This window comes from Sporosarcina newyorkensis (genome assembly GCF_900167515.1).
Lineage (GTDB): Bacteria > Bacillota > Bacilli > Bacillales_A > Planococcaceae > Sporosarcina > Sporosarcina newyorkensis.
Window position 1 is genome coordinate 49,760 of record NZ_FUYJ01000005.1, and the last position, 18,482, is coordinate 68,241.

The 18,482-nt window shown below is 43.2% G+C and carries 20 protein-coding genes and 1 tRNA gene; 15 read left to right on the forward strand and 6 right to left on the reverse strand.

The genetic code is table 11. The features are described from left to right. Positions 1-2: 2 nt before the first annotated feature. Genes rapZ through B5D59_RS10755 form a run of 4 tightly spaced genes read left to right on the forward strand, consistent with a single transcriptional unit; the run spans position 3 to position 3,150 of the window. The gene (gene rapZ, locus B5D59_RS10740) at positions 3-890 is read left to right on the forward strand and encodes an RNase adapter RapZ (RefSeq protein WP_009498272.1); all 888 of its coding nucleotides are present in this window, start codon (positions 3-5) and stop codon (positions 888-890) included. A gap of 7 nt (positions 891-897) precedes the next feature. Next, complete coding sequence (locus B5D59_RS10745; protein ID WP_040759750.1) at positions 898-1,863, forward strand: gluconeogenesis factor YvcK family protein; 966 nt, start codon at positions 898-900, stop codon at positions 1,861-1,863. Between the two features lie 42 nt (positions 1,864-1,905). Then, positions 1,906-2,838, forward strand: coding sequence for a DNA-binding protein WhiA (gene whiA / locus B5D59_RS10750; RefSeq protein WP_009498270.1), 933 nt, complete (start codon positions 1,906-1,908; stop codon positions 2,836-2,838). Positions 2,839-2,889: 51 nt separating this feature from the next. Continuing rightward, the gene (locus tag B5D59_RS10755) at positions 2,890-3,150 is read left to right on the forward strand and encodes an HPr family phosphocarrier protein (RefSeq protein WP_009498269.1); all 261 of its coding nucleotides are present in this window, start codon (positions 2,890-2,892) and stop codon (positions 3,148-3,150) included. A gap of 45 nt (positions 3,151-3,195) precedes the next feature. Here the strand turns inward: B5D59_RS10755 and clpP are convergent, their stop codons facing one another. After that, positions 3,196-3,789 (reverse strand): ATP-dependent Clp endopeptidase proteolytic subunit ClpP, encoded by a 594-nt coding sequence (gene clpP, locus B5D59_RS10760; RefSeq protein WP_078817902.1) that lies wholly within the window; start codon positions 3,787-3,789, stop codon positions 3,196-3,198. A 231-nt stretch (positions 3,790-4,020) separates the two neighbouring features. Here clpP and B5D59_RS10765 point away from each other — a divergent pair. From B5D59_RS10765 to ehuA, 5 genes are all read left to right on the forward strand, one after another. After that, positions 4,021-4,092 (forward strand) — tRNA-Arg (locus tag B5D59_RS10765). Positions 4,093-4,764: 672 nt separating this feature from the next. Beyond that, positions 4,765-5,652 (forward strand): ectoine/hydroxyectoine ABC transporter substrate-binding protein EhuB, encoded by an 888-nt coding sequence (ehuB, locus tag B5D59_RS10770; protein ID WP_078817903.1) that lies wholly within the window; start codon positions 4,765-4,767, stop codon positions 5,650-5,652. A 116-nt stretch (positions 5,653-5,768) separates the two neighbouring features. Beyond that, the gene (ehuC, locus tag B5D59_RS10775) at positions 5,769-6,428 is read left to right on the forward strand and encodes an ectoine/hydroxyectoine ABC transporter permease subunit EhuC (RefSeq protein WP_078817905.1); all 660 of its coding nucleotides are present in this window, start codon (positions 5,769-5,771) and stop codon (positions 6,426-6,428) included. Continuing rightward, positions 6,428-7,111 (forward strand): ectoine/hydroxyectoine ABC transporter permease subunit EhuD, encoded by a 684-nt coding sequence (gene ehuD / locus B5D59_RS10780; RefSeq protein ID WP_078817906.1) that lies wholly within the window; start codon positions 6,428-6,430, stop codon positions 7,109-7,111. The genes ehuC and ehuD overlap by 1 nt, the downstream gene beginning before the upstream one ends. 46 nt (positions 7,112-7,157) lie before the next feature. Then, a complete protein-coding gene (ehuA, locus tag B5D59_RS10785) occupies positions 7,158-7,931 on the forward strand; it encodes an ectoine/hydroxyectoine ABC transporter ATP-binding protein EhuA (RefSeq protein ID WP_078817907.1) in 774 nt (257 codons plus the stop codon). Between the two features lie 280 nt (positions 7,932-8,211). Here ehuA and B5D59_RS10790 read toward each other — a convergent pair whose 3' ends face one another. From B5D59_RS10790 to B5D59_RS10810, 5 genes are all read right to left on the reverse strand, one after another. Next, positions 8,212-9,504, reverse strand: a complete 1,293-nt coding sequence (locus B5D59_RS10790) for an arsenic transporter (protein ID WP_078817908.1) — start codon at positions 9,502-9,504, stop codon at positions 8,212-8,214. After that, positions 9,495-9,809, reverse strand: coding sequence for an ArsR/SmtB family transcription factor (locus B5D59_RS10795; protein WP_078817910.1), 315 nt, complete (start codon positions 9,807-9,809; stop codon positions 9,495-9,497). The genes B5D59_RS10790 and B5D59_RS10795 overlap by 10 nt, the downstream gene beginning before the upstream one ends. A 144-nt stretch (positions 9,810-9,953) precedes the next feature. Next, positions 9,954-10,931, reverse strand: a complete 978-nt coding sequence (locus B5D59_RS10800) for a metal ABC transporter solute-binding protein, Zn/Mn family (protein WP_176132557.1) — start codon at positions 10,929-10,931, stop codon at positions 9,954-9,956. Positions 10,932-10,993: 62 nt separating this feature from the next. Then, positions 10,994-11,854: a metal ABC transporter permease gene (locus tag B5D59_RS10805; protein ID WP_078817912.1), complete on the reverse strand. Its 861-nt coding sequence runs from the start codon at positions 11,852-11,854 to the stop codon at positions 10,994-10,996. Continuing rightward, entirely contained in the window at positions 11,854-12,594 is a 741-nt protein-coding gene (locus B5D59_RS10810) for a metal ABC transporter ATP-binding protein (protein ID WP_078817914.1), read from the reverse strand. Before B5D59_RS10810 ends, B5D59_RS10805 begins: the two co-directional genes overlap by 1 nt. A 425-nt stretch (positions 12,595-13,019) precedes the next feature. Between B5D59_RS10810 and B5D59_RS10815 the strand changes: the two genes are divergently transcribed. The 6 genes from B5D59_RS10815 (at position 13,020) to B5D59_RS10840 (ending at position 18,471) form a co-directional block, all read left to right on the forward strand. Then, on the forward strand, positions 13,020-13,598 hold the full coding sequence (locus B5D59_RS10815) for a LemA family protein (protein ID WP_078817916.1): 579 nt from the start codon (positions 13,020-13,022) through the stop codon (positions 13,596-13,598). Further along, positions 13,595-14,386: a TPM domain-containing protein gene (locus B5D59_RS10820; RefSeq protein ID WP_078817918.1), complete on the forward strand. Its 792-nt coding sequence runs from the start codon at positions 13,595-13,597 to the stop codon at positions 14,384-14,386. Before B5D59_RS10815 ends, B5D59_RS10820 begins: the two co-directional genes overlap by 4 nt. A gap of 301 nt (positions 14,387-14,687) precedes the next feature. Then, entirely contained in the window at positions 14,688-14,918 is a 231-nt protein-coding gene (locus B5D59_RS10825; RefSeq protein WP_078818073.1) for a glutaredoxin family protein, read from the forward strand. Between the two features lie 132 nt (positions 14,919-15,050). Then, positions 15,051-16,076: a sugar-binding transcriptional regulator gene (locus B5D59_RS10830; protein WP_078817919.1), complete on the forward strand. Its 1,026-nt coding sequence runs from the start codon at positions 15,051-15,053 to the stop codon at positions 16,074-16,076. Positions 16,077-16,142: 66 nt separating this feature from the next. Continuing rightward, positions 16,143-17,150 (forward strand): type I glyceraldehyde-3-phosphate dehydrogenase, encoded by a 1,008-nt coding sequence (gene gap, locus B5D59_RS10835; protein ID WP_078817920.1) that lies wholly within the window; start codon positions 16,143-16,145, stop codon positions 17,148-17,150. A gap of 133 nt (positions 17,151-17,283) precedes the next feature. Beyond that, entirely contained in the window at positions 17,284-18,471 is a 1,188-nt protein-coding gene (locus B5D59_RS10840) for a phosphoglycerate kinase (RefSeq protein WP_078817921.1), read from the forward strand. Positions 18,472-18,482 lie beyond the last annotated feature (11 nt).

Sequence of the window (18,482 nt, forward strand, 5' to 3'; positions counted from 1 at the left end):
GTATGGATCAACCACATGTTTCAAATGAATATGAAGTTGTAATTATTAGCGGAATGTCAGGTGCTGGAAAAACGGTTGCTATGCAATGTTTTGAGGATATGGGCTTCTATTGTATCGACAATCTGCCACCCGAATTATTTGTGACATTCTTGGAATTGATGATGAAATCCGATAATCAGATGAGACGCATTGCCGCGGTGATGGATACACGCGGTGGCAGCCTGTTTGATTCATTGGTCACTGCTTTGGATGAGTTGTTCAAAATGGATGGCGTTAAGGCGAGTTTGTTATTTCTTGATGCGAATGATGAAACGCTTGTTAAACGCTATAAGGAAACGCGTCGCTCTCATCCTTTATCCGAAGGTGGCGTGTTGCTCGAAGGCATACGGAAAGAACGTATTTTACTGACGGAATTAAAAGGCTTGTCGCGATCGATTTATGACACGTCCCAGTTAAAGCCGAAACAATTACGTGAAAAGATTATGCGGGAATTTTCCAAGGCAGGCGAGCCGACGTTTACGTTGAATTTTGTTTCATTCGGATTTAAGCATGGAATGCCGATCGATGCAGATGTCGTATTTGACGTCCGATTCTTACCGAATCCATATTATTTGGAAGAATTACGTCCAATGACTGGATTAGATACGGAAGTCTCTGAATACGTTTTAAAGTGGAATGACACAAAAGTATTGATTGATAAATTGACGGATCTTTTCAGATTCCTGATCCCGCAGTATAAGCAAGAAGGAAAAGGGCAGGCAGTCATCGCATTTGGCTGTACAGGTGGTCAACATCGCTCCGTCACACTTGCCGAATACTTCATGAAAGAATTCAAAGAGGATTACCCAACGTTTGTTTCTCACCGGGATGTCGAAAAAAGAAAGGTGTGACATTGCTATGCCATCCACTACTATAAAAAGAGTTGTTGTGTTCGGCGGTGGAACAGGCCTTTCAAACATTTTGCGTGGATTGAAACGCTATCCTATTGATTTGACAGCGATTGTCACAGTAGCAGATGACGGAGGTAGTTCGGGCCGATTGTTCGATCAGTATGACATCCCGCCGCCAGGAGATATCCGACAGGTTATGGCAGCGCTTTCAGACGTAGAACCGTTGATCGAAAAGATGTTCCAATACCGTTTTGAAGGGTCCGATGATCTGAAAGGCCACTCACTCGGAAATCTCATGCTGACGGCGTTAACAACGATCACTGGAGATTTTGCGCGGGCGGTGGAGCAGATGGGGCTCGTCCTGAATATAAAAGGAAAAGTCTTGCCGGCAGCAAATCAACGTATAACCTTGCATGCTGAGCTTGAAGATGGTTCAATAATTACAGGTGAATCCAAAATACCTCTCTATGGTAGAAAAATCCGAAACGTATTTATTTCACCGGAAGATGTCAAGCCGTTGCCGGAGACCGCGGCGACGATCAAAAAGGCGGATTTGATCGTGTTTGGGCCTGGCAGCTTGTATACTAGTATTTTGCCGACCATACTTGTGCAAGATATTCGGGACGCAGTTCTCCAAAGTACCGCGAAGAAGGTCTATGTCGGTAATTTGACGACACAAAGAGGAGAGACTTTCCGCTATACTGCTTCTGAGCACGTTCAGGCTCTGTATGACCACGCGGGAGAGCCTTTCCTGGATGCTGTCCTCGTTAATAATGTAGAAGCCTTCAGACGCGCTTACAAAAGTGTTGGAGAAGAAACGGAGCCGTGGTTGGTCGAAAACGATCTAGATAAGCTTCAAGCGCTCGTGCCTGAAGTATTTGTACAAGAAATTGCTACTGTATATAATGGAACGATAATGCATAAATCGGCAGACGTGGCGGATGTGTTGATGCGCTATATAGAGAGAACGTAGAAGGCGGATAGATATGAAGATCGCCGAAAAAGGGGGAATATCATGTCTTTTGCATCCAAAACGAAAAAGGAATTGACGCAAATTGAAGCGGAGGACTGCTGTACGAAAGCAGAAATTGCAGCTTTTATTCGAATGAATGGCGTGATGTCTTTTTCCAATAAACAATTAAGTCTTGATGTTCAAACAGAAAATGCAGCGATAGCAAGACGACTTTATTCTAACTTGAAAAAGTTGTATCCTTATAAAGTAGAGATGCTTGTACGGAAGAAAATGCGTTTGAAGAAAAATAATATTTATATTTGCCGTATTCGGGAAGGCGCTAAGGATTTATTGGAAACACTGTCCATTATGACGTATGATTTTCAAATGGTGAACCGAATCGACCCGCAGCTCATTGAAGACGACTGCTGCGCGCGTGCATACTTACGCGGAGCTTTCCTGGCAGGAGGTTCCGTCAATAACCCTGAGACGTCTTCCTATCACTTGGAGGTGTTCTCAAGTTATCAAGAACATAGCGAATCACTAGTCGAGTTAATGAATCGATTCCAATTAAATGCGAAATCTATAGAGCGAAAAAAAGGATTTATCGCGTATTTGAAGGAAGCTGAAAAGATATCCGATTTCCTAGGTATAATCGGTGCGCATGTATCTCTCATGAAATTTGAGGATGTCCGAATTATGCGGGATATGAGGAATAGCGTAAATCGGCTAGTGAATTGCGAAACCGCCAATCTGAATAAAACGATTGGTGCGGCCCAGCGGCAAGTAGAGAATATTAAGTTGATTGAACAGACGATCGGGCTCGATCAATTGCCGGAACGTCTGCAAGAAATTGCTCAATTACGCGTAGCTCATCAAGATGTTACGTTAAAAGAATTGGGCGAACTGGTGACAGGGACGCCTGTCAGTAAATCGGGTGTCAATCATCGCTTGCGGAAGATTGAAGAGATCGCTGAAAGATTGCGCGGAAATTAACGAAAGAACGAGTAGATCCTTCTTAAAAAAGGAAGAAAAGGAGCATACGATATGGTAGAAAAAACTGTGAAAGTGGGAATCAAACCTGGATTACAGGCGAGACAAGCCGCACTATTTGTCCAGGAAGCAAATAAATACACTGCAGATATTTATTTGAAGAAAGAAAGACGCCAGGTGAATGCGAAAAGCATCATGGGGATTATGAGTCTGGCGATTGCCAAAGGCACTGAGATCATCTTGATGGCAGACGGCATTGATGAAGACTTGGCACTTCAGAATCTTACGGATTTTGTAGAAGCTGAACAGCAATAAAAAGAACCGATTCTCCTTTTTGGGAAGAATCGGTTCTTTTTTGTCTTATTTTTTCATGTCGCTGCGTTGAACGATATGATCGATTAAGCCATATTCTTTTGCACGTTCCGCTGTCATGAAATTATCACGATCCGTATCTTGTGCGATGACTTCAATCGGCTGACCTGTACGATCGGCCAAAATTTGATTCAACTTCTCACGTAAGTGCAAGATGCGCTTCGCTGCGATTTCAATTTCAGTCGCTTGACCTTGTGCACCACCAAGTGGTTGGTGAATCATTACTTCTGCGTTAGGCAATGCGTAACGTTTGCCTGGTGCTCCCGCTGTCAGTAAGAAGGCACCCATGGATGCAGCCATACCGATACAGATTGTCTGGATGTCCGGTTTAATAAATTGCATCGTGTCGTAGATCGCCATACCCGCTGTAATACTTCCACCCGGGCTGTTAATATAAATGGAGATGTCTTTTTCCGGATCTTCTGCTTCCAGGAATAAGAGCTGCGCAACGATCGAATTCGCAACATTGTCATCGATGCCGCTGCCGAGCATGATAATCCGGTCTTTCAACAAGCGGGAATAGATGTCATACGCCCGTTCACCACGGTTGGTTTGTTCAATAACTGTAGGAATAAGATTCAATGGTACTTCCTCCTTTTAATGCTTCATAATAATCGTTCGGTTGAAATTAGTTGGTATTTCAACTATAATTGTATTTTACCTATGATGGTCAACAAAGGTCAAATCATTTGCCTTAAAAAATTAGATTGCTTTTCATTCTATTCCACGGTATAATGGAAGATGTCTGTTAGAGAAGCTTTTATAATTTTTGCAGCAGACGAGATCACTGAGTATAGGTAATGTTTTTATTTTGCCCTCGTGGTGCAACGGATAGCACGTAAGATTCCGGTTCTTAAAATGTGGGTTCGATTCCTGCCGAGGGCGTTACTAGGTTAAATCGTTATACGATATGTACTGAATAAAGATCCTGTAAATGTTGATTTATCATCATTTACAGGGTTTTTCATTTTTGTCCAATACAGTGAAACGAATTTGTGTTTCACGTGTGCTATTTCTGTTCTCATGTCCACTTTCTTGAGTATCGACAACACACGGTTCTTTTATAACATATGTTAGCAGCAAGGAAGCTAAGAAATTTCTCAATTGGTACAATAACTTTGTTGCTTGGAGTATTAAAGGTTTAGTTGCAAAAGAGACTTGTTAAACCGTCCGAAAAGTCATTTCTACATGACTTATCAGATGGTTCTTTTTTATGCTTGGTCACACAAAAAGTAGCTATAATTGAAAGATATTATTCATTTTCTTTATGAATTAAATAATGGGAAAATAAGTATGAGATTAGGCCTTTAAATCGAAAAAGAAAGTTTGTATGAAGCGAAATTAAATTAGCGCCTTTTCACCTATTAAAAAATAAAATTTAAATATATTAATAGCGAATCTTGTCTCTTGAAAACGCTGTCATAATCATGTTTGTAGATGGTATCCACTTAATTGGATATTTAGAAAATAACGAAAACGATTTGAACTCGAATTTTAACTATGGTAATCTAGCAACTAAGTAAAAAATGTTTGATGAAAAAGTCAAGGGGGAGAATTATGAAGAAGTCGGCGATAGGTGTTTTGGCGATGATGATGCTTTTACTACTGGCAGCATGCGGTAATGGTGATTCAGATTCCGGTAGCAGCAGTAGTGGAAGTAAGTTGGATGATTTGAAAGAGAAAGGCGTTGTCAGAGTCGGCTTTGCCAATGAGAAACCGTATGCATATGAGGAAGATGGGGAATTGCAAGGTGCTGCGGTCGCTATTGCCAAAGCGGTCTTTGAAAACTTGGGCGTTGAGGAAGTGGATGGCAAACTATCCGAATTCGGTCAATTGATCCCAGGCTTAGGCGCAGGGAAGTTTGATGTAGTGACAGCGGGTATGGCAATTACGCCGGACCGTTGTGCAACTGTTTCGTTTGGTGAGCCTGAAATCAAATATGGGGAAGGCTTGATCGTAGAAAAAGGCAACCCGATGAATTTGAAGAGCTATAAAGATATTGCCGCGAATCCAGATATCAAAGTGGCGGTGATGAGTGGAGCTACAGAAAAAGATTTCATGCTTCGTGAAGGCATTGCAGAAAGTCAAATTATGATGGTTCCCGATATTCCGGCTTCATTCTCAGCTGTTGAATCGGGGCGTGCTGCTGTCACAACGGGTACTGAAATGACCATTAAAATGGCGCTGGAATCAGCAAATAATGACAAGCTCGAGTTTGTCACGGATTTCGAACAACCTGATATCGAAGGCGTACCAAGCTATGGCGCAGCTGCTTTCCTAGACAGTGATGATGAACTGCGTGAAGCGTACAATGAAGAATTGCAAAAGCTGAAAGACAGCGGGAAAATTGCAGAGTTGATCGAACCATTCGGTTTCACAGAAGAGATGAATATTGTTGAAAATGAAATAACAACGGAAAGTGTCTGCAGCGGAGAGAACTATTAAAAGAGTGGCCGGGTCATGCCCAACAGCGGCATGGCCTTTTTCTTACCTTCCGTAAGCTGCTCATGGCACTAGATTAAGAAGGATGAAATGAAAACGTAAATAATGGAGTGGTTTTTGTGAGTTCCTTACCCGATATATTTTCCACCGTCGTACAAGGGTTAGGCGTAACGTTACAGGTGCTGGTCCTGTCGATTATTTGTGCGAGTATTATCGCTTTCGTCGCAGGTCTGTCGCGTGTCAACACGAATCCTTTGCTGAGAGGGTTCACTGGTTTCTATGTAGAAATTTTTCGTGGGACATCGCTGATTGTACAATTGTTCTGGTTTTCCTATGCACTGCCCGGCCTATTCAATATCCATCTGGGGAGCGATATATGGGTGGCTGTACTGGCGATTTCGCTAAATTATGGGGCCTATATGTCTGAGATTGTGCGCGGATCGATTCAAGCAGTGGCGGTCGGACAGACTGAAGCATCCGTCGCGCTGAATTTATCGAAATTTCAACGGATGCGGCATATTATTCTACCTCAGGCGCTGCGTATGATGCTTCCTGAATACGGCAACTACTTGATTCAAATTTTGAAAGCAACGTCGTTGGTGTCATTGATTGGACTGACGGACTTATTGTATTACGGAAATATTTACCGAAGCACGCACTTGGCGGAATCCCCGACGGTTTATGTACTTCTCCTCGTGATGTACTTTGTGATTGCGCTGCCGTTGATTGCTTTCACAAGAAAGATGGAGAGTGTATCGAAGAAAGGGGTGGCTAGCTGATGACTTGGAGTTGGGAAGTGTTTTTTTCAGTAATTCCTATGATTTTTAAGGGCTTATGGATCACCCTAGGACTGACGCTGGCATGCTATTTATTTGCCGCTGTCTTCGGATTCTTCTGGGTGTTTATCAGCAGACTTCCTTGGCGGCCTGTGCGATGGCTGTTTGGATGGCTTGCGGAATTCATTCGTTCTACGCCTCCGCTCGTGCAATTGTTTTTTATTTATTATGCATGGCCTATGATGCCGGTTGTAGGGGTGTCGCTAAATCCTTTTGTAGCTGCAATTCTCGGTCTTGGCATACATTTTAGCACGTACATGTCTGAAGTATATCGTTCAGGCATTGAATCAGTGGATAAAGGTCAGTGGGAAGCATCGACTGCACTGAATTTATCCACACGTCAAAAATGGATGAAAATCATTTTGCCTCAAGCAATTCCGCCGACGATCCCAATGCTCGGGAATTACTTGATCATCATGTTTAAGGAAGTTCCACTTGCGTCTACAATCGGTGTGGTGGCGATGCTTCATATCGCGAATGACTATGGAGCTCAATATTATAAATACGTGGAGCCTCTTACTGTGGTGGCGCTGTTCTTCTTATTATTGAGTTATCCTTCGGCGTTGTTGATAAATAAATTAGAGAAAAAATACAATCGCCGGTTCGACAAGAAGACGCTGGCATAATGCATCCTGAATAAAAACGCAACTGAATGAAGGAGAGGGGAAGAGAATGGAACCGATAGTGCAATATAAAGACGTTCATAAATCATTTGGACAAACCGAAGTATTAAAGGGGATTGACCTGGATATCAAACCATCTGAAAAAGTGGCGCTGATCGGTCCGAGTGGTTCTGGTAAAACGACGATCATCCGGATGTTGATGACACTGGAAGAACCGACAGCTGGCATCATTGAAGTGAACGGCGAGAACTTATGGCAGATGGAGAAGAAAGGCGAGTGGGTGACAGCAGATGAAAACCATCTGCGTTCCATTCGTGGAGATATCGGTATGGTATTCCAACATTTTAACCTTTTCCCGCATATGACGATTTTGGAGAACTGCATGTTGGCACCAGTTCTCGTGAAAAATGAAAGCAAGTCGGAAGTGAAAGCGACGGCCGTTGAGATGCTTGAAAAGGTGGGGCTGGGTGACAAAATCGAACTTTATCCTGCACAATTGTCAGGCGGACAAAAACAACGTGTCGCCATGGCTCGCGCCTTGATGATGCGTCCGAAAGTCATGCTGTTCGATGAAGTGACGTCCGCCCTTGACCCAGAGTTAGTCGGAGAAGTGCTGGAAGTCATCCGTGATTTGGCGAAAGAAGGGGAGATGGCAATGATCCTCGTTACACATGAAATGGATTTCGCCCTCGACATCGCTGATCGTGTCGTCTTCCTGAATGAAGGCGTCATCGAAGAACAGGGTGCGCCTTCAGAAATTCTGATGAATCCGGAAAGTGAGCGTCTGCAAGATTTCTTAGGACGTTTTACAAGCAGTAGATGAAAAAGGAGCTGACCGGGAAATTTCGGCCGGCTCCTTTTTAACGCGGGAAGAAGTTGTCGGGAAGGGTAGACGAAAATGTTCGTTTCGTTGGCTGTTTGGCTCGCTTGTTAAGTGATTTGGTTCGGGATGCCCCGACTTTGGTGCGGTCCGGAAAATTTTTCGCTTGGTTCGTTGGCATTTTGGCTCGGTGCAATGACACTTTCGTGCGTTTCGCCTCTACGCTTGCTGGAACACGGAAAAAAAGACTGTCACTGAAAACTTCCAGGACAGCCTTTTATCTTCATACGATGGTCAGCCACCACCATAATCCGGTTAACGTAATAAATAAAGTAGGAACAGTTAATACGATACCTACTTTGAAATAATACCCCCAAGAAATTCGGACGCCTTTTAATGAAAGAACATGCAACCAAAGCAAAGTAGCCAATGATCCGATCGGTGTCATTTTCGGTCCAAGATCAGACCCAATGACATTAGCGTATATAAGAGCTTCGCGAATTTCAGGTGATACAGCTGCATCTTGGATGGCCAATGCATCGATCATGACGGTAGGCAAATTATTCATGAAAGAGGAAAGAATAGCAGCAATGAAGCCCATACTGATCGTGGCGGCATACAATCCGTGGCTGGACGTCCATTCGATCAAACTAGTCAGCGTAGCGGTCATGCCTGCGTTTCGTAAGCCGTATACAACAACATACATGCCGATTGAAAAGAAGACGATTGCCCAAGGCGCACCTTTTATCACTTTATTTATTTCTACAGCGGGACTGCGTTTGGCTGTCAGCAAGAAGAGAAGTGCTACCGCCCCTGCAACAAATGAAACAGGCAGAGTGAGGGATTCGCTGGCAAAGTAGCCGATCAACAAAATGCCGAGTACAATCCATGAAATCCGAAACATTCTCTGATCCTGAATGGCAGCGGCAGGTTGACGCAGCCGCGATTCATCGAAATGCTTCGGAATGGATTTAGCAAAATAAAGATAGAGTACCAGGATGCTCGCGATCAAACTGAAGAAGTTCGGGATGATCATTCGGCTCGCATATTCCGCGAAACCTATGCCGAAGAAATCAGCGGATACAATATTCACCAGATTGCTTACGACGAAGGGAAGAGATGTCGTATCCGCGATGAAGCCGGATGCCATAACGAAAGGCAAAATCATCTTTTCTTTAAAATCGAGAGCTCTCACCATTGCCAAAACAATCGGAGTCAAAATCAGAGCAGCCCCATCATTCGCGAAAAGAGCCGACACGGCAGCACCGAGAAGAATGATGAGCAAAAACATCCGCAAGCCGCTGCCTCTGGCAAACCTCGCCATATGCAATGCCGCCCATTCGAAAAATCCGATTTCATCCAAAATCAATGAAATGATGATCAGTGCTACGAAGGTCAGCGTAGCATTCCAAACGATGGATGTTACATCCAGAACATCTGAGAAGCTGACAACTCCAACGAGCAATGCCAGAATTGCACCTGCCACCGCAGACCAACCAATGGATAACCCTTTCGGCTGCCAGATAACAAATACAAGTGTCAGTAAAAAGATTAGGAAAGCCAGAATTATTTGCATCGATTATTCTCCTCTCTGCAGGTGGTCGTCTGTCTTGGTAATAATTTGAGTAGATCAAGTAATAAAGAGTATTGAGGATGATGAGCGTTAATCGACCAATAAATCCATCTGCCGCGTCTTTCATCCAGCACGATTCCTTCTTTCTTCAATCTGTGCATATGTTGGCTGACGGCAGGCTGCGATACGTCCAGCAAAACAGTCAGGTCGCAAATACACAAAGGTCCTTCTTCTAACGCTTTCAGCAACCGTAATCTTGATTTATCGCCTAGCGTTTTCATATAGCGTTCCAATGTTTCAATATCCATAAAAGGCTCCTTTAATGTTTGTTAAAACTATTATATAAGTAGTTGCTTATATGTACAATGCTATTATCGAAAAAGATTATCAAAATAAAAAGAAGCCACTCAATAAAGTGACTTCTTTCCATTCTATAGTTGGTTGACCTACATTTAACGTTCTTTGCTTAACTCATCATGTATGAGATTCATATTGTATTCCAAGTATTTGATGTACGTATCCACTTCATCACCAGGGTTTCCGATTTCATCAGAGTAGATTGGCTTTTCCGCGATTGGAACGTCGGTTTCTTTAGATACGGTTTCCATTGGACGTGTATCGACATTAGATTCTACAAAAAGAACAGGTACTTTATGTTCTTCTATATAGTGGATCAAGTCTTTAATTTGCTTAGGGGAACCGTTTTCCTCTGTATCGATTTCCCATATGAAGGCTTCTTTCAAACCATAGTGATCATTCAAGTATTGGAAAGCACGTTCACTCGTTACCAGCACGCGATTTTCTTCAGGTATGGTTTCAATACGCTCTTGGAATTCTGCATCCAAGTCTTTCAGACGTTGTACATATTCGTCACCTTGCTCTTTAATCTTATCGCTGTCTGACGGATGCTGTTCAATCAATGCATCACGCAAATCTTCAGCCATCTTCACTCCTACAGCTGGATCGATGAACGCATGCGGGTTGATTTCTTCATCGCGGCCATCTTCTCCACCCAAATACTTAGGTTCCACACGCTCCGTTAAACTATAGATGTTCTCTTCTTTTTGATTCACAGAATCCATCATTTTAAAGAACCAGCCGTTTTTCCCGCCTTCAAGGTTTAAGCCATTATAAAATAGAACATCGGCGTCTGTTGCGGCTTTAATATCATCGGGTAACGGCTCGTATTCGTGAGGGTCCGTTCCAGTTGGCACTAAGTTATACACTTCTACCAAGTCCCCGCCGATTTCACGTGCCATATCCGCGATGATTGTAAAAGACGTCACAACTTTCAATTTTTCATTGGACTCAGTTGGTTTTTTACCTTCATCCGAGTTTCCTTCCTTAGGGCCGTTGTCGTCTTTACCGCATGCTGCTAACATGATCACAGCAAGTAAAGACAAACCTAACCATTTTACAAAACTTTTCATTTGATTCATTCTACTCCTTTGTGAATAATTATATTTATTTTTCCGCATCGGCGGTTGATCCTTTAATTTACCATCGGCTTGCGTTTAGACTTGGAGCGAAACTTACTGACTACAATCCCTTGCTTAGGTGAGAATAAAAGTGCCACTACGAATAGGGCAGTCGCTGCCAAAGCGATGACGGGACCGGACGGCATGTTGTATAAAAAGCTGAAATAGAGACCGATAATGGAAGACATCGCACCGAAGAATGAAGCGAGCACGACCATGATCGATAGGCGGTTCGTTAAGAGATAGGCTGTGGAAGCAGGTGTAATCAATAAAGATACTACCAAAATCACTCCAACCGTCTGTAACGAAGCAACTGTCACCAAAGTCAGTAAGAACATGATGCCGTAGTGAATCAGCCGAGTTTTTAAACCATAGGCTGCAGCCATCGTTTCATCAAAACTGGAAACGAGCAATTCTTTGAAGAACAGAATAACAACTAGAATCACGATGGCTCCGATTACCAATGTCAGCCACATATCAGAAGTTCGGACAGATAACACATTACCGAATAAAATTTGTGTCAGGTCCGTCGCACTTTTTGCTTGTGTGATCAAAATGATACCAAGGGCAAAAAACGCTGAAAATACGATCCCGATAGATGAATCATTTTTAATTCGGCTGTTTTGAGAGATTGCCCCGATTCCAAAAGCGGTTAATACTCCCGTTGCGACAGCTCCATAGAAATAGTTGATGCCAAGCATATACGAAATAGCAACGCCTGGCAGAATGGCGTGAGAGATCGCATCCCCCATTAATGCCATGCCGCGAAGTACGATAAAGCTTCCGATCACACCGCAGATAACCCCGACCATAATGGAAGTGATAAACGCTTTCTGCAAAAATCCATATGTCATTAAATCTTGAATAAACTCCATTACATCGAAACCTCCAAGCCATCGAACATGAATTGTCGGTTGTATGCTTTCGTCATATTTTCCGCCTGGAACACTTTGTTCACAGGCCCGGCATCGATTAATTCCTTATTGATTAATACCAGGTCATCAAAATAATTTTTTACTTTTGAAAGGTCGTGGTGAACAACGAAGACAATTTTGCCGGCTTCCTTCAATTTTCGTAATATATCAATGATGACTTCTTCGCTAGACACATCAATACCGACAAACGGCTCATCTAAGAAGAAATAATCCGCTTTTTGAGCCAATGCCCGTGCTAAAAACACGCGTTGTTGTTGCCCGCCAGAAAGTTCGCTGATCTGTCGGTTCGCAAATTCCTCCATGCCAACTTGCTTCAGACATTCCATCGCCCATTCTTTATCAGCTTTTTTCGGACGCCGCAATAAGCCGACTTTAGGGTAAGTTCCGAGAAGAACTGTATCTTTTACAACAATTGGAAAGCTCCAGTCGATATTCGAACGTTGTGGAACATACGCAATTTGTTTGCGCATTTCATCTATAGACTTGCTGCCAAGTTTGACGGAACCGCAATCTTTATGGATTAATCCCAGCATGGCTTTCATTAATGTTGATTTCCCGGCACCGTTTGGACCGAGGACCCCAATTAAACTTGAGGCTTTAAATGAAAAGGATATATCCTTTACAACTTCATTTCCGTCATACGATACACTGATGTGTTCGACTGTTATCGGATCAACCATCTTGTTTCCTCCTTCAATTATCTTTCCCTCGGGCAACTTTTAGTTAAATAAAAAACTAATGAAAATTTTATTCAGGCAATCGTTCAATTTTGAAAGTTATAAAATACTATAAAACATTAGTTTCCCTCATGCAACTCTAGTGCATGATTTGTACTAGATTCTTTCCCTCGTACAACTTTTTACAGTATAGCTTACTCAAAATAATCTGTAAAGGTATAAATGAAAAATGTTCTCAAAAAGGTTTAGTATTTTACACAATATCTCCGTCATATAGTAGTTAATATATTCACGGATTGAAATGGGATATTGGACGAATACCCAAGGAAAGTTGTGTAATTTCCAAAAGGTGAAATCAACTGGACGTTTGGCGGGATAAAGAATAAGGGTAAGTAAATACTAACCAGACAAGAAAGGAGCAATTGTGAATGAAGAAAATTACAGGACCACTTATAGTCGTCATCATTTTAGTTGTCATAGCAGCTGTTATGATTGTCCCGAGCTATAATAAATTAGTGAATTTAGAAGAAGATGTCGATCAGTCGTATGCACAAATTGAAACTCAATTACAGCGCAGAGTGGACTTAATTCCAAACTTAGTCAGTACAGTAAAAGGTTACGCGTCTCATGAGAAAGAGGTTTTGGAGAACATCGCGAACGCCCGCAGTAAAATGGCGGGAGCGCAAGGACCGGAAGAGCAGGCAGCAGCGGATTCAGAGCTCTCAAGTGCACTGAGCCGGCTACTGGTAGTCGTGGAAAATTATCCGGATTTAAAAGCCAATCAAAACTTTCAACAACTAATGGATGAATTGGCGGGTACAGAGAACCGAATTGCGGTCGCACGAAAAGATTACAATGATGTAGTGTCTGTCTTTAATCGAAAAGTAAAACGTTTCCCTGGTAAAGTCATTGCATCCACTTTTGGCTTTGACGAAAAAGAATATTTCAAAGCGGTTGAAGGGGCGCAACAACCGCCAGCAGTCGATTTTGGGGATGATACGAAGTGAGAAACCGTTTTTGCATGTTTGTTGCCGTGCTGCTACTCGCCCTGATTGGCACTGCAGCACCTGCTCATGCGATTACGGAAGTGATAGTGGATGACGCGGATGTTTTGTCACCTCAACAAGAAGCGGAATTACGGGAGTATGGCATTCGTTTACAGGGTGCTACGAAAGCAGAATTTGCGGTGCGTACAGTTTATTCGCTTGATGGGGTACCGGTGGAAGAGTATGCCGTAAAAAAGCTCAGAGAATTGCAACTTGGCGATAAAAGTATGGACAACGGAGCATTGCTGATCGTTTCCACCGAAAAGGATGAAGCGGCAGGTATTAAAAGAGAGTTTTATCTAACGACGGGCTATGGGTTGGAAGGTGCGCTACCGGACGGTAAAGTGGGACGCATCATCGATGAAGTGGCGATGCCTTATTTAAAAGCAAACCCACCACAACCTGATTTGGCAATAATGGAAGCGTATAAAGCATTCTACAATGAAATCGCTGCGGAATATGGATTGGATGGAGAAGAGCTTCCGGTTGATTACCCTGAATCTTCGGAGGAACCTGGTCTTCCACCTATCATTGTCATCTTCATTATTTTATATATTCTCTATCGTATGTTTAGAGGCGGTGGAGGAAAAGGCGGTGGCGGTCCGCGCGGCCGATCTCGCGGAGGTCCGATATTCTTCCCAGGCCCAATGGGAGGCGGGGGTTCCGGTGGTGGATTTGGAGGCGGCGGCTTTGGCGGCTTCGGCGGAGGTGGTTCCGGCGGAGGTGGCGGTGCAGGAAGAAGTTGGTGAGCGAAAAACAATAGGGCTGTCGGGAAAATGATTTTTCCGACAGCCCTCTTTCATTATATGTAGATGAAATATTTGCTGGTCGATCATAAACCATCCTCCAGCGCTCATAAACATCAGTTGCCGCTCATATTGCATCTCTAGCCGCTCATACGCAACCTTCAAGCGCTCATAACATCACTGAACACTATCATAAAGACACTCCCAGCGCTCATAAGACAATTTTATTTACGTAAACAATGCCCTTGCGTAGACACGATCCATTCTATACGATAAAAGGAGAAAAACTTACGGGGTGAAGCACATGAAATTCTCATTTTACACAAGACCGAACTGCGGGTTATGCGAAGATGCTGAACGGATGCTTCGGCTGGTAGCGGAAGATCATCCGATTGAATGGCAGACGATCAATATTGAAGAAGACGAACAAGCCCATGAAAAATACATGCTCATGATTCCGGTCCTCGAACAAAATGGAAGCGTCTTAAAATACGGAAATATCGGCTATATCGATATTTTAGAAATAATTGACTAATGAAAACGCTTTCTTTGTTGAATTGATTATTAAAAGATGTTATACTCTATGTATAATATTTTTTTAATCCAGGTGGGACAATATATTTTAGTTGGGATCAATAAAAACCCACCACTGAAAAGAGTGATGTGATTGAGCTTATCATTTATCGATGCGCAACTAGCACTTGTACCTGAACTTCCATCGTTAATTGAACAAAGGTATCACTTGCTGAAACTCATCAAGCTTGCAGGACCGATTGGCAGACGACCATTGAGTTCGATGTCCGGCTATTCCGAACGTGAAACTAGAACGATGCTTGAATTATTGAAAGAACAAGGTGTAGTGGATGTGGCTAAAGAAGGTGTAACCATTACCCCAAAAGGTGTAGAAGTACTTTTCCTCTTGCATGAAACGATAGAAGAACGATCGGGCAGGCGACAACTTGCAAATGAACTTTCGCAGCGACTTTCCATTAAAGAAGTCCATATAGTGGAAGGTGACTCGGATCGCTCCGAGTTGACAAAAAAACTACTCGGTATGCATGCAGCCAAGCAATTTCGTACTCAAATCAATGACTTTAAAGTAGTAGCCGTGACAGGTGGCAGTTCAGTGGCGGCGATACCTCCTTTCATGCAAAACGATGAGTTGTCTGATTTACAATTCATTGCGGCACGGGGCGGAGTCGGAGAAGAAATTGGTTTGCAAGCGAATATGATTGCAGCATCTTTTGCAGAAGCTTGCGATGCTTCATACAAAGCGTTTTATTATCCAGACACACTTAGCGAAGAGGCACATGCAGTATTCCAACATGAGCCTGCCGCAAAAGAAATGTTGGATTTATATAGCAAGACGGAGTGTGTTATACACGGCGTCGGTAATGCTTCCAAGATGGCGTTGCTGCGCAATTCCTCAGAGAATGAACAGCAAATACTTATGGATAAACAGGCTGTCGGAGAAGCTTTTGGCTTTTACTTCAATCGGGACGGTGAAATTGTTCATCGGATCCGTACGGTCGGTATTCAAGTGGAACATTTACAAAATGTACCACTAATATTTGCGGTAGCTGGGGGAGAGAGTAAGGCAGATGCGTTATTGTCTTACCTAGCAAGCGCTCCGCCGCAAACGATTTTAGTAACAGATGAAGGGGCAGCACAAAAAATGCTGTCGCTTATGTAAACTATGGCTATTTAATGCCTGTAAAAGGGCAACTATAAAACAACTACTTAAATGGAGGGATTTAGTATGACAGTGAAATTAGCGATTAATGGGTTTGGACGAATTGGACGAGTGGTATTGCGCGAGACGTTGAAAACAGAAGACGTAGAAGTAGTGGCAATCAACGACCTTACGGATGCAGCGATGCTTGCACATTTATTGAAATATGATTCCGTCCATGGCGTATTAGATTCAGACGTACAATCCGATGAATCATCATTAGTGATCGATGGCAAAAAGGTTAAAGTATTTGCAGAAAAAGATCCAGCTAATTTACCATGGGGAGACCTTGGCGTAGATATTGTCATAGACTCAACTGGGGTGTTCCGCGATAAAGAAAAATTGCAAAAACACATCGATGCTGGTGCTAAAAAAGTCATCCTCTCCGCACCGGCAAAAGGTGAAATGACAACACTTGTAATGGGTGTAAACGAAGAAACATACAATCCGGCAACGGACCATATCGTCTCGAATGCCTCTTGTACAACAAACTGTCTGGCTCCTGTCGTGAAAGTGTTGAATGATACATTTGGTATCAAACGCGGAATGATGACAACGGTCCACTCTTATACAAATGATCAGCGCATCTTGGACTTGCCGCATGAGGACTACCGTCGCGCACGTGCAGCAGCAGAATCCATGATTCCGACATCAACTGGCGCAGCTTCAGCTGTAACAAAAGTAATTCCAGAACTAAAGGGTAAACTAGATGGAATGGCAGTACGTGTACCAACACCGAACGTTTCCCTTGTGGACTTTGTTGCGGAAGTCGGTCAAGACGTCACGACTGAGCAAGTGAACGCTGCGTTGAAGCAAGCTTCAGAAAATGAATTAAAAGGGCTTCTATACTTCAATGAACTGCCACTTGTTTCTATTGATTACAATGGCAACACAGCTTCTTCTACAGTGGATGCATTGTCCACTATGGTGCTTGACCGAAATATGGTAAAAGTTATTTCTTGGTACGATAATGAATCCGGCTACTCTGCGCGCTGTATTGATTTGGCTCGCTATATGGAAAAACAAGGACTTTAAGCCAAGAAATCGAGTGATTCTTTTATAAATCATAGCCAATTTATTGTTGATTGATTATAATGAATGAATATGGGTGGGAGGAACGGATAAACCCGTTCTTCCCTTTTTTATTATGGCAAGGAGGACAAGATCTATGAAGTTAAAGAAAACGGTTAGAGATGTCGAGTTGAATGGAAAACGCGTCTTTTGCCGCGTAGATTTCAATGTACCGATGGAAGAAGGAAAAGTGACCGATGACACACGGATTCGGGCCGCACTACCAACAATTGAGTATATGACAGGCAAAGGTGCGAAAGTCATTTTAGCGAGTCACTTGGGACGTCCAAAAGGCGAAGTTAAGGAAGATATGCGCTTGACGGCTGCTGGAGAGCAATTGTCTGAACTTCTTGGCAAACCTGTACGGAAATTGGATGCTTCTGTAGGTGAAGAAGTTGAACAAGCGATCGCTTCAATGAAAGATGGCGATATCCTTCTGCTCGAAAACGTCCGTTTTAATCCGGGTGAAGAGAAGAATGATGCAGAACTAGCAAAACAGTTTGCTGAACTTGCAGATGTGTTTGTTAACGATGCATTTGGAACCGCGCACCGTGCACACGCTTCCACTGCCGGGATTGCTCAATACATACCCGGAGTTCTTGGCTTCTTGCTGGAAAAAGAACTAGATGTCCTCGGCAAAGCGTTGTCTGATCCTGAACGGCCTTTCACTGCTATAATTGGAGGGGCGAAGGTAAAAGATAAAATCGGTGTCATCGATAATTTATTGGACAAAGTGGATAATTTACTTATTGGCGGCGGTCTTTCGTATACGTTTACACGTGCGCAAGGTCACCAAACAGGAGATTCGTTAGTGGAAGAGGATAAAGTAGAGCTGGCGAAGTCGTTCATCCAAAAAGCAAAGGAGAAAGATGTCAACTTATATTTGCCTACGGATGCAGTTGTGGCGAATGCCTTTTCAGTGGTTGCAGAGACAAAAATCGTCTCAGTCGGAGAGATTTCAGAAGGCTGGATGGGACTGGATATCGGACCGGAAACTGCAGAGCGGTATAAGCAAGTAATTTTAGACTCCAAGTTCGTCATTTGGAACGGACCGATGGGCGTATTTGAAATGGAGCCGTTTGCGAACGGTACGAAAACCGTTGCAGATGCAATGGCAGAAACGGCTGCGTATACGGTGATCGGCGGTGGAGATTCGGCGGCTGCTGTTGAAAAGTTCGAAGTAGCGGATAAAATGGATCACGTCTCCACAGGCGGCGGTGCTTCATTGGAATTCATGGAAGGTAAGGAATTGCCGGGAGTGGCAGTTTTGGAAGATCGAGAATAGGAGGAATTCTT